11 protein-coding genes are annotated in these 16,114 nt (G+C 62.9%); 7 read left to right on the plus strand and 4 right to left on the minus strand.

Features of this window, described 5'->3' with window-relative positions; translation table 11 throughout:
- Nucleotides 1-159 precede the first annotated feature (159 nt).
- The 4 genes from HGP13_RS19290 (at nucleotide 160) to HGP13_RS19305 (ending at nucleotide 7,395) form a co-directional block, all read left to right on the plus strand.
- Nucleotides 160-2,943, plus strand: coding sequence for a valine--tRNA ligase (locus HGP13_RS19290; RefSeq protein WP_172228222.1), 2,784 nt, complete (start codon nucleotides 160-162; stop codon nucleotides 2,941-2,943).
- 360 nt (nucleotides 2,944-3,303) lie between these two features.
- The gene (locus tag HGP13_RS19295; protein WP_172228224.1) at nucleotides 3,304-4,542 is read left to right on the plus strand and encodes an OmpP1/FadL family transporter; all 1,239 of its coding nucleotides are present in this window, start codon (nucleotides 3,304-3,306) and stop codon (nucleotides 4,540-4,542) included.
- 290 nt (nucleotides 4,543-4,832) lie between these two features.
- Nucleotides 4,833-6,557: a dihydroxy-acid dehydratase gene (gene ilvD / locus HGP13_RS19300; protein ID WP_172228226.1), complete on the plus strand. Its 1,725-nt coding sequence runs from the start codon at nucleotides 4,833-4,835 to the stop codon at nucleotides 6,555-6,557.
- On the plus strand, nucleotides 6,544-7,395 hold the full coding sequence (locus HGP13_RS19305; protein ID WP_172228228.1) for a tetratricopeptide repeat protein: 852 nt from the start codon (nucleotides 6,544-6,546) through the stop codon (nucleotides 7,393-7,395). Before ilvD ends, HGP13_RS19305 begins: the two co-directional genes overlap by 14 nt.
- 103 nt (nucleotides 7,396-7,498) lie before the next feature.
- On the opposite strand, the gene HGP13_RS19310 is transcribed toward HGP13_RS19305, so the two are convergent.
- The 4 genes from HGP13_RS19310 to erpA form a co-directional block, all read right to left on the minus strand.
- The gene (locus HGP13_RS19310) at nucleotides 7,499-7,816 is read right to left on the minus strand and encodes a hypothetical protein (protein ID WP_172228230.1); all 318 of its coding nucleotides are present in this window, start codon (nucleotides 7,814-7,816) and stop codon (nucleotides 7,499-7,501) included.
- An 81-nt stretch (nucleotides 7,817-7,897) separates the two neighbouring features.
- On the minus strand, nucleotides 7,898-8,692 hold the full coding sequence (gene xth / locus HGP13_RS19315; RefSeq protein WP_172228232.1) for an exodeoxyribonuclease III: 795 nt from the start codon (nucleotides 8,690-8,692) through the stop codon (nucleotides 7,898-7,900).
- A gap of 7 nt (nucleotides 8,693-8,699) precedes the next feature.
- Nucleotides 8,700-9,092 carry a VOC family protein gene (locus HGP13_RS19320; protein ID WP_172228234.1) on the minus strand — a complete coding sequence of 131 codons (393 nt, stop codon included), beginning with the start codon at nucleotides 9,090-9,092 and terminating at the stop codon, nucleotides 8,700-8,702.
- A 4-nt stretch (nucleotides 9,093-9,096) separates the two neighbouring features.
- Nucleotides 9,097-9,444 carry an iron-sulfur cluster insertion protein ErpA gene (gene erpA, locus HGP13_RS19325; RefSeq protein ID WP_172228236.1) on the minus strand — a complete coding sequence of 116 codons (348 nt, stop codon included), beginning with the start codon at nucleotides 9,442-9,444 and terminating at the stop codon, nucleotides 9,097-9,099.
- A gap of 90 nt (nucleotides 9,445-9,534) precedes the next feature.
- Here erpA and HGP13_RS19330 point away from each other — a divergent pair, with 90 nt between their 5' ends.
- From HGP13_RS19330 to HGP13_RS19340, 3 genes are all read left to right on the plus strand, one after another.
- Nucleotides 9,535-10,749 carry a deoxyguanosinetriphosphate triphosphohydrolase gene (locus HGP13_RS19330; RefSeq protein ID WP_172228238.1) on the plus strand — a complete coding sequence of 405 codons (1,215 nt, stop codon included), beginning with the start codon at nucleotides 9,535-9,537 and terminating at the stop codon, nucleotides 10,747-10,749.
- A gap of 62 nt (nucleotides 10,750-10,811) precedes the next feature.
- A complete protein-coding gene (gene argS / locus HGP13_RS19335) occupies nucleotides 10,812-12,569 on the plus strand; it encodes an arginine--tRNA ligase (protein WP_172228240.1) in 1,758 nt (585 codons plus the stop codon).
- A 103-nt stretch (nucleotides 12,570-12,672) separates the two neighbouring features.
- Nucleotides 12,673-16,044, plus strand: coding sequence for an SPOR domain-containing protein (locus HGP13_RS19340; RefSeq protein ID WP_172228242.1), 3,372 nt, complete (start codon nucleotides 12,673-12,675; stop codon nucleotides 16,042-16,044).
- Nucleotides 16,045-16,114: the final 70 nt, after the last annotated feature.

Here is a 16,114-nt window from a genome sequence, read left to right on the forward strand (position 1 = left end):
GGAGTGTGGGCATGGCCTTCCCACGGCATTCCGTTGAAATAGGCAGGGCCACGCCTATTTGCTTCTCATGAGCCGAGGCGGCGCTTGCGGTTGACTTGGCCCAGACCTTCCGATTTACACCGAACCAGCAAAAATCCCGACAGCGCGGACCATTTTCCCATGCTTGAAAAGACCTACGACGCAAAGACCGTCGAGCCGAAGATCGCCAAGACCTGGGAAGAGGCCGACGCATTTCGCGCCGGCGCAGGCGCCGAGGAGGGCGCCGAGGCCTTCACCATCGTCATCCCACCGCCCAACGTCACCGGCTCGCTGCATATGGGCCACGCGCTCAACAACACGTTGCAGGACATTCTGGTGCGCTTCGAGCGCATGCGCGGCAAGAACGTGCTGTGGCAGCCGGGCATGGACCATGCCGGCATCGCCACGCAGATGGTGGTCGAACGCCAGCTGATGGAAAAGCAGATCCACCGCCGCGATCTCACGCGCGAGCAGTTCATCGAGAAAGTGTGGGAGTGGAAGGCCGAATCCGGCGGCGCCATCTTCAACCAGCTGAAGCGGCTCGGCGCCTCGGCCGACTGGTCGCGCGAACGCTTCACCATGGACGAGGGCCTGTCCAAGGCCGTGCTCGAAGTGTTCGTCACCCTCTACAAGCAAGGCCTGATCTACAAGGACAAGCGCCTTGTGAACTGGGACCCGAAGCTGCTGACCGCGATCTCCGACCTCGAGGTCGAGCAGCAGGAGGTCAACGGCAATCTCTGGCACTTCCGCTATCCGATCGAGGGTGAGACCTTCGATCCGGAAAATCCGCAGACCTTCATCACGGTGGCGACGACGCGCCCGGAAACGATGCTGGGCGATACGGCGGTGGCGGTGCACCCGGACGACGAGCGATACCGGCATCTGATCGGCAAGAACGTGGTGCTGCCGATCGTTGGTCGCAAGATTCCGATCGTGGCGGACGAGTATTCCGATCCGGAAAAAGGCTCCGGCGCGGTGAAGATCACGCCGGCGCATGATTTCAACGACTTCGAGGTCGGCAAGCGCCACAAGCTGCCAGCGATCAATATTCTCACCATCGAGGCTGCGATAAACCTCAAAGACAATGAGGATTTCCTCGCCGGGCTCGAGGTGACGCCGGATCGCCAGGCGGTCTGGGACGATCTCAACGGGCTCGACCGTTTCGTCGCGCGCAAGAAGATCGTCGAGCTGATGGAGGCCGGCGGCTTCCTTGAAAAGATCGAGCCGCACCGCCATGCCGTGCCGCATGGCGACCGCGGCGGCGTGCCGATCGAGCCGTTCCTGACCGAGCAGTGGTATGCCAATGCGGCCGAGCTCGCCAAGCCGGCGATCGCCTCGGTGCGTGAAGGCCGCACCAATTTCGTGCCGAAGAACTGGGAAAAAACCTATTTCGACTGGATGGAAAACATCCAGCCCTGGTGCATCTCCCGCCAGCTGTGGTGGGGCCACCAGATTCCGGCCTGGTACGGACCGGACGGGCGCGTCTTCGTCGAGAAGACCGAGGAAGAGGCGCTGGGCGCGGCGATCGAATATTATCTGGCGCTGGAAGGGCCATGGAAGGCCTGGGTCGAGGACAAGCTCGAGAACTACAAGCCTGGTGAGATCCTGACCCGTGACGAGGATGTGCTCGACACCTGGTTCTCCTCGGCGCTGTGGCCGTTCTCGACTTTGGGCTGGCCGGACCAGACGCCGGAGCTGAAGACCTACTACCAGACCGACGTGCTGGTGACTGGTTTCGACATTATCTTCTTCTGGGTCGCCCGCATGATGATGATGGGTCTGCATTTCATGGACGAGGAACCGTTCCACACCGTCTATGTGCACGCGCTGGTGCGCGACAAGAACGGGCAGAAGATGTCGAAGTCGAAAGGCAACGTCATCGACCCGCTCGATCTGATCGACGAGTTTGGCGCCGATGCGCTGCGCTTCACGCTGACGGTGATGGCGGCACAGGGGCGTGATGTGAAGCTCGACCCGGCGCGCATCGCCGGCTACCGCAATTTCGGCACCAAGCTGTGGAACGCGACGCGCTTTGCCGAGATGAACGAAGTCGCCCGCAATGACGATTTCTGGCTGAACGACGCCAAGCTGGCGGTCAACCGCTGGATCCTGACCGAGCTGACGCGGGCCGCACGCGAGATCACCGACGGCATCACCTCATACCGCTTCAACGAGGCGGCCGGTGCTGCCTACCGCTTCGTCTGGAACCTTTTCTGCGATTGGTATCTGGAGCTGCTGAAGCCGGTGTTCATGGGCACGGACGAGGCGGCCAAGGCCGAAAGCCGCGCCTGCGTCGCCTTCGTGCTCGACGAGATCTACAAGCTCTTGCACCCGATGATGCCGTTCATGACGGAAGAGCTGTGGGCGCAGACGGCGGGTCAGGGCAAGGAGCGCTCCTCGCTGCTTTGCCACGCCGCCTGGCCGTCGCCGGACTTCGAGGACGCGGAAGCTGCCGCCGACATCAACTGGCTGGTCGACCTCGTCTCCGGCATCCGCTCGGTGCGTTCCGAGATGAACGTGCCGCCGGCGGCGATCGCGCCGCTGGTCGTGGTCGGCGCCAATGATGTCACGCGCGAGCGGTTGGTGCGCGAAGAGTCCGCGATCAAGCGGCTGGCGCGCGTCGGCGACATCTCGTCGGCTGACACAGCACCCAAGGGCTCGGCGCAGATCGTCCTCAACGAGGCGACGATCTGCCTGCCGCTCGGCAGCCTGATCGACCTCATCGCCGAGGCCGCCCGGCTGCAGAAGGAACTGGCCAAGGTGACCGAGGAAATCGCCCGGCTGCACAAGAAGCTGTCCAACGAACGGTTTGTCGCCAGCGCGCCGGCCGAGATCGTCGACGCCGAGCGTGAAAAGCTCGCCGAATACCGCGACGCGCAGGACAAGCTTTCGGTGGCGTTGACCAGGGTTCGCGACGCCGGTTGAAGGGCAGATTCGCAACCGGGCAGGGACCGGTTTCCCTTGGGTCAACTGCCTCAAAAACAGGCATTCCGCAGCGTTAATGTTGACGTAAACGGAAACTTTTAGCCCCATTGTTGCCATAATGTAACAACGGGGCCGTAACCCCCTGAAAATGGCTGTTTTTCAGCCTTCTTGGACGACTTTCCTTCATTTTCTGCTCCGATAGCTACACGTTGGGCCGCTTTTTAGCCTTGCGGTGCCTATCTGCATTTTGTCGAAAATACGTTTGGCAAGCATGTACATGTACGCCCCAAGAATTCGTTGTTGCACCGTTAACCTGAATTGGTTCTAGCTTGCTGCACTAGTTATTCGGGGAGGACATCCATGAACAATTTGCGTCTGAAAGCACTGCTGGGGGCGGGGTGCTTTTCGCTGGCTTTGATCGGTGCGGTAATGCACCCGGCTCACGCGGGCGGCTTGGAACGCGGCGGCTACGACATCGATCTGCTGTTCGATCCGGCGCAGGTCGCGACCGAGGCGGAAGCGACCTATGTGATGCCGGATCGCAAGTACGAGAATGCGAGGGGGCCGGGCGGAGCCAATCTCGGCTGGGGCACCTCGGCCGACGGCGCCGAGGGCTATTGGGTACCCCGCATCGGCGTCAAGGCCCAGGTTGTGCAGGGCGTCGACTGTATGTTCGACTATTCGCAGCCCTGGGGGGCCCATGTTGCGCCCGGCGTCTGGAACGGTGCGTTTTCCAATATGGAGACCGACATCAAGAGCGACAACTACGCGGGCACCTGCTCGTACAAGATGGATGCGGGGAAGGGTCAACTTCGCTTCATCGGCGGCGTCTTTTACCAGAAGGTCTACGGCTACAAGGAAAGCCTTGTGTCGCCCTTTGTGCCCGATTTCGGGGGCACGGGTCGCGTCGACTTGACGAGCAATGGCTGGGGCTGGCGTGCCGGCCTTGCTTACGAAATACCAGACATCGCATTGCGGGCGAGCCTCGTCTACAATTCGAAGGTCAAGCTCGACAACATCTCGGGCACTCTCGATCTGACGAATGTCGGCGGCCCCGTCATCCCGATTTACGGCTCTACCCAGTACATGCCGGATGTGGTCGAGCTGAAATTACAGTCGGGAATTGCGCCCGGATGGCTCGCCTTTGGCTCGATCAAATGGGTCAATTGGAGCGTTTTGCAAAGCGTCCCGATTTGTGCGGTGGGTACTCCTTCTGCACTGTGCGTCACGGGCGACAAAGTTCATTCAGCCCAGTTGACCTCTCTCGACCTGATGTATCGTGACGGCTGGACGGTTACAGGCGGTATTGGCCACAAGTTCAACGATCAGTGGGCGGCCGCCGGCCAGCTTTCCTGGGATCGTGGCACCTCGCACGGCTATGGCTCTCAGACCGATACGTGGACGCTGGGTGGCGGCGTGGCCTACACCCCGAAGCCCAATATCGAAATTCGTTTGGCAGGTGCGATCGGAGTGTTGACCAGCGGCCATTCCGGCATGGTGGTCGGAGACAATGGTTATGTTGCCGGCGACGATGCCAGCTATGACTTCGGCAATGATCTGGTTACGGCGTTTTCCGGGGGCATCAAGATCAAGTTCTAACTATCTGGAAATTCGAGAAAAAAGCCGGGCATTGCCCGGTTTTTTTGTTTGAGCCGGGATCGCCGGCGATGCCGTCATTAAAGCTGCGTTGCATATTAGCCGCACTGGGACCGCCTCGTGCGATTGTGACGTTTTGGCAACACTTTCTGAACAACCCCTGCGCTAGAAGTCAGGTCGAGGAAATTGCCCATTTCCCGCCATAAACCCGGCGCACCTCGATCTTGTCTCGGGACACGCGCCAAAAGGCTCGGCGATGGGACAGGCCGCACCGCCCCGCGGCAAGGAAGAGAATGGACGCCAAAGTCATTTCAAAGGCTAAGCTCCCTAGCCGCCATGTGACTGTCGGTCCGGCGCGTGCGCCGCACCGGTCCTACCTCTATGCCATGGGCCTGTCGGCTGCTGAGATCGCGCAGCCGCTGGTCGGCGTCGCCTCCTGCTGGAACGAAGCCGCACCATGCAACATCTCGCTGATGCGCCAGGCGCAGGTGGTCAAGAAGGGTGTCGCGGCGGCCAACGGTACGCCGCGCGAATTCTGCACCATCACCGTCACCGACGGCATCGCCATGGGCCACCAGGGCATGAAGTCGTCGCTGGTGTCGCGTGAGGTCATTGCCGATTCGGTCGAACTCACCATGCGTGGCCATTGCTATGATGCGCTGGTCGGGCTGGCCGGCTGCGACAAGTCGCTGCCCGGCATGATGATGGCCATGGTGCGGCTCAACGTGCCGTCGATCTTCATCTATGGCGGCTCGATCCTGCCCGGCAGCTATCACGGCCGCCAGATCACCGTGCAGGATGTGTTCGAGGCGGTTGGCCAGCACTCTGTCGGCAAAATCGACGATGCCGAGCTTCTTGAAATCGAGCAGGTAGCCTGCCCGTCGGCCGGTTCCTGCGGCGCCCAGTTCACCGCCAACACCATGGCCACCGTTGCCGAGGCGATTGGTCTCGCGCTGCCCTATTCCTGCGGTGCGCCGGCCCCTTATGAAATGCGTGACCGTTTCAATTTCGCCTCCGGCGAAAAGATCATGGAACTGATCGCCAAAAACATCCGGCCGCGTGACATCGTCACGCTGAAGGCACTGGAGAATGCGGCGACCGTGGTTTCCGCCACCGGCGGCTCGACCAACGCAGCCCTGCATCTGCCGGCGATTGCGCATGAGGCAGGCATCAAATTCGATCTCTTCGACGTCGCAAAGATTTTCGAGAAGACGCCTTACATCGCCGACCTCAAGCCGGGCGGCAAATATGTCGCCAAGGACATGTTCGAGGCCGGCGGCATTCCGCTGTTGATGAAGACGCTGCTCGACCATGGCTATCTGCATGGCGATTGCCTGACGGTCACTGGCCGCACTTTGGCCGAAAACATGGAACATGTTGCCTGGAATGAACATCAGGATGTGGTCCGCCCGGCCAACAGACCAATTACCCAAACCGGCGGTGTCGTGGGGTTGAAGGGAAACCTCGCCCCCGAAGGCGCGATCGTGAAGGTCGCGGGCATGACGGAGTTGAAATTCTCCGGCCCGGCGCGCTGCTTCGATTCGGAAGAGGAATGTTTCGAGGCGGTGACGCATCGCAACTACAGGGAAGGCGAGGTTCTCGTCATTCGCTACGAAGGACCACGCGGCGGCCCGGGTATGCGCGAGATGCTGTCGACGACGGCGGCACTCTACGGCCAGGGCATGGGCGGCAAGGTGGCGCTGATCACCGACGGCCGCTTCTCGGGCGCGACACGCGGGTTCTGCATCGGCCATGTCGGGCCGGAAGCAGCCGTTGGCGGCCCGATCGGCCTCATCCGGGATGGCGACGTGATTTCGATCGATGCCGTGAACGGCACGATCGAGGTGGCGCTGACCGAGGCCGAACTGGCGGCGCGGGCCAAGACCTGGAAGGCACGTACGACCGACTACCAGTCGGGCGCGATTTGGAAATACGCACAGACGGTCGGGTCTGCCCGCGACGGCGCGGTCACCCATCCGGGCGGTGCGAAAGAAACACACTGCTATGCGGATATCTGAGTTGTTGAAGTCAACACCAGAGTTGTTGAGGTCATCTGTCCTTCCGGCACTGGTCGCTGTCGCGATCTTTGGCGCCGTGGGCCAGGCTTTGGCCTTCGACGACAAGGTGTTCGACGACAAGACCGGCGTGAAGCCGCAGTCGAGCCCCTGGGCGGTGTTCCAGTTTGGCTTCTCCGCTTACAAGAACGGCCACAAGGAACAGGCCGCCGAAGCCTACAAATACGCCGCCGAAAACGGCCAGATCGGCGCCACTTGGAAGCTTGCCCGCATGTATGCCGAGGGCGACGGCGTGGCGCGCGACGACTATGAGGCGTTCAAGTTCTTCTCCGAGATCGTCGACCAGGATGTCGAGCCCGGTTCGCCGGAAGAAAGCTATGTCTCCGACGCGCTGGTGGCGCTCGGCGATTATCTGCGCACGGGTATCCCCGGCAGCCCGGTCACCGAGAACGAGGTGGCGGCCCAGGAATATTACATGCGCGCCGCCGCCAACTACCGCAACCCGAACGCCCAGTTCGAGATGGGACAGATGTTCCTGAAGGGCGAGGGCGGCGTGAAGGCCAGCGTCAAGCAGGCCGGGCGCTGGTTCCAGCTCGCCGCCGAGAAGGGCCATGCCGGCGCCCAGGCGACACTTGGCCATCTCTTGTTCCAGAGCGGCAAGATCGTTCGCGGCCTGGCGATGATGACCGCGGCACTCGAACGCGCGTCGCCGGCCGACCAGCCCTGGATCCGCGGCATGCAGGAAGAAGCCTTCGCCGCAGCCGGCGAAGCCGACCGGCGCACGGCGATTTCTCTGGCGGATGACATCCTGACCAAGGGCACCGCCAACACGGAACAGTAGGCGCCGACGGCACCTGCTGCGGGTTCTTGGCGAAAACGGGCAAGCGATTCTTCGCCCCCCTCTGCGCGCCGGACCTGTCTTTAGAGATCAGCTGATCAAAAAATCAGTTCTCAGTCGGCTCCGTCGGCACCATGCTTGGCGCGGGCGTCGAGATCGGCGTGACGTGCAGGTGCGGCGCCATCGTGTTTTCGGGGCAGCTGTCGCCGACCTTCGTCCAGGATGTGTTGTTGAGCACCATCTCGCAGCGGGCCAGATGGCTCTGGTCGGCAACCGTCAGGCAGGCGACCTGACCGACCGGATAGGATTTTCCATTGGCGAGACATTCCGGGGCGGCGACAGCCGGCACCATGGCGGCCGTGGCAATTGCCAAGCCGATCGGACAAACAACAAATCGAATGGTCATGGGAACCCCAGCCGCCATGATGATCTCCCATCATGCGCCCGAATGTGGCGATATGAGGTCCAGCATGGCGTGCCCGGCCTCGGGGCGCAGGGCCTCCCGTCAGGCCGACTGTAGCGCGAGATCGATCGCCACCGGCACGTGATCAGATGGCTTTTCCCAGGCGCGCACATGCTTCTCGATCGAGGCCGACGAGAATCGGTTGGCGGCTTCCGGCGACAGCAGCAGATGATCGATGCGGATGCCGTTGTTCTTCTGCCAGGCGCCGGCCTGATAATCCCAGAAGGTGTAGGTGTCGGGCGCATCGGTGACCGCGCGCACCGCTTCGGTGAAACCGAGGTTGAGCAGCCGGCGGAAGGCTTGCCGTGTCTGCGGCTGGAACAGCGCGTCGCCCAGCCAGTTCTCCGGAAACCGCGCGTCGATCGGCTCGGGAATGACATTGTAGTCGCCGGCCAGCACCAGTGCCTCTTCCAGCCTTAGTCGTTCTTCGGCCCAGCGCTCCAACCGCGCCATCCAGGACAGCTTGTAGGGGAACTTTTTCTCGTCATCGATCGGGTTGCCGTTCGGCAGATAGAGCGAGACGACCCGCAGCGCGCCCTTGTCGGTCGAGAACACGCCTTCGATGAAGCGCGCCTGCTCGTCGGTGTCGTCGCCCGGCAGGCCGCGATTGACTTCGTCAAAGCGCAGCTTCGACAGCAGCGCCACGCCGTTGAAACCCTTCTGGCCATGGGTTTCGACATTGTAGCCCAGCGCCTCGATCTCGGCGCGCGGGAACTGCTCGTCGACCGTCTTGATCTCCTGGAGGCAGACGATGTCGGGCGCGCTTTCGGTCAGCCAATGGGTGAGGTTGCCGAGGCGGGCGCGAACGCCGTTGATGTTCCAGGTGACGATTTTCATGGGCGGTCTATTCTTCCTGCGGCGGGTGGCGTTCGACGAGGCCGATCGTATTGCCTGCCGGGTCCTTTAGGAAGGCCATCCACTCGCTTTCCCCCGCCGGGCCGAATGTGCCTTCGGTGTCGCGATGGACAAGCGCTGGCGGCGCGGTGAAGGGGACGCCCGAGGCTTTCGCCTCGGCGTGGAAAGCCTCGAGGCCCGCAATGTCGAGATAGACCGTGCCGGCCGGCACACCGTCGGTGAATAGCAGACGCACATCGCCCGCCATGATGAAGGCGATACCGGGGGGATCGTAGCGGGCGTGAACACCCATGCCAAGGACATCGCGCCAGAAGGCCAGCGTCGAATCAAGGTTGCGTCCTGCCGACAGCGCGACCTGACGGACCGCGCCTATGCCAGGCATGCCGCTAGATGGAGAAGCTCGTGCCGCAGCCACAGGAGGCGACAGCGTTCGGATTGCGGATCTGGAAGGACTGGCCCATCAGATCGTCGACGAAGTCGATCACCGAACCGCCCATATAGACCAGCGACAGATCGTCGATCAGCACCGTGGCGCCGTCCTTCTCGATGGCGACGTCGTCGTCGTTGCGGGCGTCGACCAGGTCAAACTTGTAGGAAAAGCCCGAGCAGCCGCCGCCTTCGACGGAAACGCGCAGCGCCGTTTTGCCGGCCTCGCCAGAGACAATCTTGGCGATCCGCTTGGCCGCGGCCTCGGTCATATCGACTTTCATGGCAGTCTTGGCATCCGCGCCCATGGGCGTCACCTTGCTTTCGGTTTCACATGATAGGTATGAAGCGCGAGGGGCCAAGTCAACTAGATCAAGTCAACTGCGGCAGCATCAGCCATGACCAATGAGTTGGGCGACATCGGATTCGGCTATCGGCCGCGCGCGACCTATGCCACTGATCCAGCGCGCTCGCGTGGCCGGCTGTTCGATGAGGTCGAGAGCCCGACCCGCACGCCGTTCCAGCGCGACCGCGACCGCATCATCCATTCGACGGCCTTCCGGCGGCTCAAGCACAAGACGCAGGTCTTCATCGCCCATGAAGGCGACCACTATCGCACAAGGCTGACGCATTCGATCGAGGTGGCACAGATCGCGCGTGCGCTGGCGCGAGCGCTGCGCGGCGACGAGGATCTGGCCGAGGCGGTGGCGCTGGTGCATGATTTCGGCCACACCCCCTTCGGCCATACCGGCGAGGACGCGCTGAACGACAAGATGGCGGCCTGGGGCGGTTTTGATCACAACGCGCAGTCGCTACGCATCGTGACGCGGCTGGAAGCGCGCTATGCCGAATTCGACGGGCTGAACTTGACCTGGGAGACGCTGGAGGGCCTGGTCAAGCACAATGGCCCGCTGACGGACGCCGGCGGCAAAGGCCTGAAAGGGCCGGTGCCGCAAGCGATCCGCGATTATTCGGAGCTGCAGGATCTCGAACTCGACCGGTTCGCCGGCATCGAGGCGCAGTGCGCGGCAATTGCCGACGACATCGCCTACAACACGCATGACATCGATGACGGCCTGCGGGCAGGGCTGCTGACGCTCGATATGCTGAAAACGGTCTCGCTGCCGGGGTCGATCCTGGCGGGGGTCCGCGAGCGCTATCCGGTGCTTGATGACGTGCGCACCGGCCATGAGCTGATGCGGCGGCAGATCACCGCCATGGTCGAGGATGTTATAGTCTCGGCGACCGCCAATCTGGAGCGTGTCGGGCCGCGCAGCGCCGATGCGGTGAGGGAGGCGGGTGAGACGATGGTGACCTTTTCCGCCGAGATGGCCGAGGCCGAGAAGGAACTGAAGGCCTTTCTCTACAAGCACCTCTACCGGCACAAGGAGGTGATGCGGGTGCGCGCCGGCGCCGAGCAGATCGTCAGGGACCTGTTCGACGTCTATTTCGCCGATCCGCGTGCCATGCCGGACGGCTGGCGTGAGGGGCTGGACAGGGCCGAGGATCGCATCAAGGCGCGCAGTGTGGCCGATTTCCTGGCAGGGATGACCGACACCTATGCGCTCAAGGAACACAGGCGTTTGTTTGACCGCACCCCGGATTTGAGCTAGGGCGGGCGCGATTTTGCCGGCCAACGAGCCGGATTCGCCATAAAGCCGCCAGAGCAATACCCATGAACATCTTCGCCGATTTCACCGCGCGAGTCACAAAGGCTGTCGAAGCGCTTGATCTGAAAGACAAGGACGGCGTTTCGCCCGACCTGTCGCGCATTGCCGTCGAACCGCCACGCGACCCCAGCCATGGCGATCTCGCGACCAATGCGGCAATGGTGCTGGCCAAGCCCACCGGCCAGAACCCGCGCGCGCTGGCCGAACGGCTGGCGCTGGCGCTGCGTGATGACAAGGATGTCGCCGCCGTCGAGGTTGCCGGCCCCGGCTTCGTCAATCTCAGGCTCAAGGACGGCTTCTGGCAGGCGCATCTAACCGCGCTGCTCGGGCAGGGCCGCGACTATGGCCGCTCGACGATCGGCGCCGGCCGGAAAACCAATGTCGAATTTGTTTCCGCCAACCCGACCGGGCCGATGCATGTCGGCCATTGCCGGGGTGCTGTTGTCGGCGATGCGCTCGCCAATCTGATGGCCTTCGCCGGCTATGATGTCACCAAAGAATACATCATCAACGATGCCGGCGGACAGATCGACGTGCTCGGCCGCTCAGTTATATTGCGGTATCGGGAGGCGTTGGGCGACGAGATCGGCGAAATTCCGCCAGGCCTTTATCCTGGCGATTATTTGGTTCCTCTTGGCCAAGCATTGGCGAAAGAGTTAGGCCGGAGCCTGCTCCAAATGCCGGATGACGAGGCGCTGGCCATCGTCAAGGACCGCGCCATCGACGCGATGATGGCGATGATCCGCGATGATCTGGCGCTGCTTAACGTGCATCACGACGTGTTCTTCTCCGAACGCACGCTGCACGCCGACAATGCCAGGAAGATCCGCTTGGCGATCAATGACCTGACGCTGAAGGGTCATATCTACAAGGGCAAGCTGCCGCCGCCCAAGGGCGAGAAGCCTGATGACTGGGAAGACCGTGAGCAGACGCTGTTCCGCTCGACCGCGGTCGGCGACGACATGGACCGGGCGCTGGTCAAGTCCGATGGCGCGTTCACCTATTTCGCCGCCGATGTGGCGTATCTGAAGGACAAGGTCGATCGCGGCTTCGTCGACCTGATCTACGTGCTTGGCGCCGACCATGGTGGTTACGTCAAGCGGCTGGAAGCCTTGGCGCGGGCGATTGCCGGCGACGAGGTGAAGCTCACGGTTCTGCTGTGCAATCTGGTCAAGCTGTTTCGCGACGGCGAGCCGGTCCGGATGGGAAAAAGGGCTGGGAATTTCATCACGGCGCGGGAAGTTATTGAAGAGGTGGGCCGCGACGCGGTGCGCTTCATGATGCTGTTCCGCAAGAACGATGCGCCGCTCGACTTCGACTTTGCCAAGGTTACCGAGCAGTCGAAGGACAATCCGGTGTTTTATGTGCAGTACGCCTCGGCGCGCTGCCATTCGGTGTTCCGGCAGGCCAGCGAGCAGCTGGGCGAGGTGAATTTCGATCGCAACAGCCTCTCCGCCGCGGCGGCTTTGCTGACCGACGAGGGCGAGATCGGCCTGATCCGCAAGCTCGCTGAATATCCGCGCCTGATCGAGTCCGCCGCTCTTGCGCTGGAGCCACATCGGCTGGCATTTTATCTCTACGATCTGGCTTCCAGCTTCCACGGACACTGGAACCGGGGCACGGATAATCCGGACTTACGGTTTGTTAAGGTTAACGATCGTAAATTGACGCATGCCAGACTAGGGCTGGTGCAGGCTGTTTCGGACGTTCTCACGTCCGGCCTGACGCTGATCGGGGCCGCCGCGCCCACCGAAATGCGTTAGGTTTGACTAAAAAACCTGTCACCTTTTGCCCACATTGCGCTGGTAAGGGCCAACCCTGCGCGACGTCCATGGCGTCCGAATGAGTGCGAGTTCGGGAACAATAATGGCAGACAGAACCCAGCTGAGAGTAGCCGACAACAACGACATCGCTGACGATGATCCGTTCGCGGAACTGACCAGGATCATGGGATTCGACCCACGCCAGCCGGTCAAGCAGCAGGCGCCGGCCCAGCCACAGGCGGCTAGTCAGTCCACGCAAGGGGACGATTTCGACATCGACCTCGAAAAGGAACTGATGGGCGAGTTCGACGCGGGCGACAGCGCTGCCGCTCCGGTTGTCGAGGTTCATGAGCCGGCATTCGAAATGTCGGCTACGCATCCTGCTGACGACGATCTTGTGGCTGACGATGATCTTGCGCTGTCGCTCGACGACGATTTTCATCTGGACTTCACCGGTGCCGACGACCATGCGGTCGTCGCCAGCCATGCCGATACCGGCGCTGCCGAAGTCGCGCCGGCTGTCGAGCCTGCCTTCGACGTCGATTTCGACAATGCCGTCGCCAGTTCGCTCGAGGATGTTTCGCCCTATGAAGACGATCTGCCGATGGAGGACGAGCTTGCCGCGTCGCTCGATCGGGATTTCCGCATCGAGGACCATGCTGTCCAGATCGAAGACGAGGCCGTCGAGCCCCAGCATGCCGTTGCCGAAGTGCCGGTGGCTGTCGAGCTGGCCCCCGAGCTTGAATTCGATGATGCGGTCGCGCTTTCGCTCGAAGACGAGCTGATGCTGGACGACCATTCTCTGGACGACCATTCCGCGGATCAGCATCATGTGACCGCGACCGCGGTCGACTATCCAGAACCGGTGCTGGCCACCGCGCATGAGGCCCAGGCGATTTCCGACGAGGATTTCGAGGGTCACTTCGACGACGCCATGGCTGATGTCGATATGGATTTTGACGTTCAGGCGGACGAGCCGGTGGCCTTTCATGGCGCGGAAACGCACGAAATGCTCGTCGATGCCGCGGACGCCAGGGCCGACTTCTCAAGCGCTGAGGCCGTTTCGGATGATGCGTTCGATCTGAATTTGGACGACGCGTTTGCCGAGCCTGTCATAGAGCCGGTCGCCGAGGTCGCGACCGCCGCGGCCCAGCCGGTAGGTCCGTCAGCCATCATGGCCGAGCCGGTGCGGGCTCCCGTGGGGGACGAACGAAGCCTCGAAGACGAGTTGAACGCGCTTCTGGGCGCCATGACGGCGCGCACGGTGCCGTCGGCCAAGGAGCCTGTCGTGGCTCCCCCTGTCATCGCTCAGCCCTTTGTGGCTCAGCCAGCTGCCGCTCGTGGTCAGCAGTATGTTCCCGCGCCTGCAACGGCTGCCGAGGACCCTGCCGATCTCGTTGGCGATCTCGACTGGGATCTCGACGAACAAGCGCCCGAGGATTTGCATCCCTCCAGTGCGGCTCACGCTGATGCTGCTGATCAAGTCGACGTCGATTTCGACAATGATGCGTTCGATGCGGCCTTGGCCAGGAACCTCGATCCGCGTGACGAGGTCGCTTCCCAGCAGGCCGATTCCCTCGATTGGCTGGCCGAACGCTCCGCGCCGGCCGAGCCGACCCGGTCGTGGAGCCGTGTGACGCCGGTTCCCCAGCAGCCGGCATTCGCCGCGCAGCCGGCCGCCTCGATGGCGGCCAGGGCCGCCGCGCCTGAAGTGGCTCCAGCAGTGGCTGTTGTGCCCTCCTACCGTGCCCCCGAGCCGGTTGCGGCTGCTCCCTATGCAGCCCCCGCATCCGCGCCGCAGCAGCGACAGGCCCCGCGCTACGAAGAGATGCCCGATGTCGAAACGGTTGATGTGCCGGAGCGCGTCGTGGCGCTGGCGGACGATCTCGACATTCCGGAACTGCATTTCGAGGAAGATGAGCCGGCCTCGCCTGGCTATGACGATCTCGACGCCGAGTTCGCCAGCCTGCTGACGGAAATGAATTCGGTGGAGGTCGCGCCTGCTCCTGCTGCTCCCGCGAGCAGCGCTGCTTATGCCGACGAATCCTACAACGCCGGATTCACTTCGGGCTATCAGGCGCCATCCTATGAAGAGCCCAAGCCGGGTTATGACGGGGTCAAACCGGCCTACCAGCCGGAAGCGCGGACTTATGCGGCGCGTCCGGCGGAAATGCCGGCCCGCGCTGCTGCGGCGAACACAGGCTATGCCGACGCCGCCGACGGCTTCGACCTCGACAATCTGCCCGGCAGCCAGCCGGTTTCGCAGGCGGACGATTTCACCGTCGATGAACTCGACTATGATCCCGAACTGGACGAGGCGATGTCCGTTCCGGGTCTCGGCGAGCGGGAAGCGGCAAAGCCCGTGCGTCGGCGTGGCCTGTTGATGGCCGGGATCATCGGCGCTGTCGTGGTTGCCGGTGGCCTCGGTGCCTTTGCGCTGTCCTTCGGTGGCAAGCACGGCAGCGAAGCTCCTGTCATCGTCAAGGCCGACAATTCGCCGATCAAGGTCAAGCCGGAAAATCCGGGCGGCACCGTGGTGCCGAATCAGGACAACAAGGTCTATGACGCGGTGGTCAAGGGCGCCAAGCCCGCCGAACCCGTGCAGCAGAAGCTTGTCACCAACACCGAGCAACCGGTGGACGTGCAGGCGAAGGATCCGGCCCGTGCCGTCGATCTTTCTGCTGATCAGAGTGCTGCCGCCGGCGGCGCCGATGACGGCAATGCCGCGCCGACCGCAAGTGCTGCGCCGGCTGACACTGCCGCGCCGGCCGACAATGCGGCGGCGCCCGCGCCCAAGTCCGAAGATCGCATCGCGCAGGTGCTGCAGGATACCGACAAGGGCACCAACACCGATGTCGTCGCCGTTGCGCCGCGTAAGGTGAGGACCATGGTGGTCAAGTCGGATGGCTCGCTGGTGCCTCGCGAGGATCCGGCACCGGCCGCGCCGCAGGTTGCGGCGGCTGAGCCGAGCGATCCGGCGCCGCAGCATGTCGCGCCGTCGGCCCAGGCCGATGCCGACCAGACCGGCACCGTGGCGCCCGCCGCCGCCCAGGCGGACGACGAGCCGGCCCTCAAGCCGGCAGCCAAGCCGGCGAAGGCGCAGTCAGCCAACACGCCGGCCAAGGTTGCGATCGCGCCGCAGCGTCCGTCCGACCAGCCGGTCGACGTCGTCGGCGAGGTCAAGCCCGATCAGGTCGCTTCCATCGATCCGGCAACGACGGCGACCGGTGGCGGTTCGTGGTCGATGCAGGTTGCCTCGCAGCCGACGGTGGAAAGCGCTCAGTCGACCTACCAGGATCTGCAACGCCGCTATGGCAGCGTGCTTGCCGGCCGCACCGCCAACATCGTCAAGGCCGAGATTGCCGGCAAGGGCACGTTCTACCGGGTCCGCGTTGTCGCCCAGTCGCGCAACGATGCCATCAATTTGTGCACCAGCTACAAGGCCGCCGGCGGCAACTGCTTCGTGTCGCGCTAAACGCGTTCAACCATTCAAAGCCGGCGCGGCCCAAGGTCGCGCCGGCTTTTTCATGTGCCCAGCGTTTTTC

The organism is Mesorhizobium sp. NZP2077, assembly GCF_013170805.1.
In the GTDB taxonomy this organism is placed as follows: Bacteria; Pseudomonadota; Alphaproteobacteria; order Rhizobiales; family Rhizobiaceae; genus Mesorhizobium.

Coding starts and splice junctions, on each gene's coding strand:
- HGP13_RS19320 (WP_172228234.1), bottom strand. CDS start 9,092: ATGCCTGGCATAGGCGCGGTCCGTCAGGTCGCGCTGTCGGCAGGACGC.
- HGP13_RS19330 (WP_172228238.1), top strand. CDS start 9,535: ATGACCAATGAGTTGGGCGACATCGGATTCGGCTATCGGCCGCGCGCG.
- HGP13_RS19290 (WP_172228222.1), top strand. CDS start 160: ATGCTTGAAAAGACCTACGACGCAAAGACCGTCGAGCCGAAGATCGCC.
- HGP13_RS19310 (WP_172228230.1), bottom strand. CDS start 7,816: ATGGCGGCTGGGGTTCCCATGACCATTCGATTTGTTGTTTGTCCGATC.
- xth (WP_172228232.1), bottom strand. CDS start 8,692: ATGAAAATCGTCACCTGGAACATCAACGGCGTTCGCGCCCGCCTCGGC.
- HGP13_RS19295 (WP_172228224.1), top strand. CDS start 3,304: ATGAACAATTTGCGTCTGAAAGCACTGCTGGGGGCGGGGTGCTTTTCG.
- erpA (WP_172228236.1), bottom strand. CDS start 9,444: ATGGGCGCGGATGCCAAGACTGCCATGAAAGTCGATATGACCGAGGCC.
- ilvD (WP_172228226.1), top strand. CDS start 4,833: ATGGACGCCAAAGTCATTTCAAAGGCTAAGCTCCCTAGCCGCCATGTG.
- HGP13_RS19340 (WP_172228242.1), top strand. CDS start 12,673: ATGGCAGACAGAACCCAGCTGAGAGTAGCCGACAACAACGACATCGCT.
- HGP13_RS19305 (WP_172228228.1), top strand. CDS start 6,544: ATGCGGATATCTGAGTTGTTGAAGTCAACACCAGAGTTGTTGAGGTCA.
- argS (WP_172228240.1), top strand. CDS start 10,812: ATGAACATCTTCGCCGATTTCACCGCGCGAGTCACAAAGGCTGTCGAA.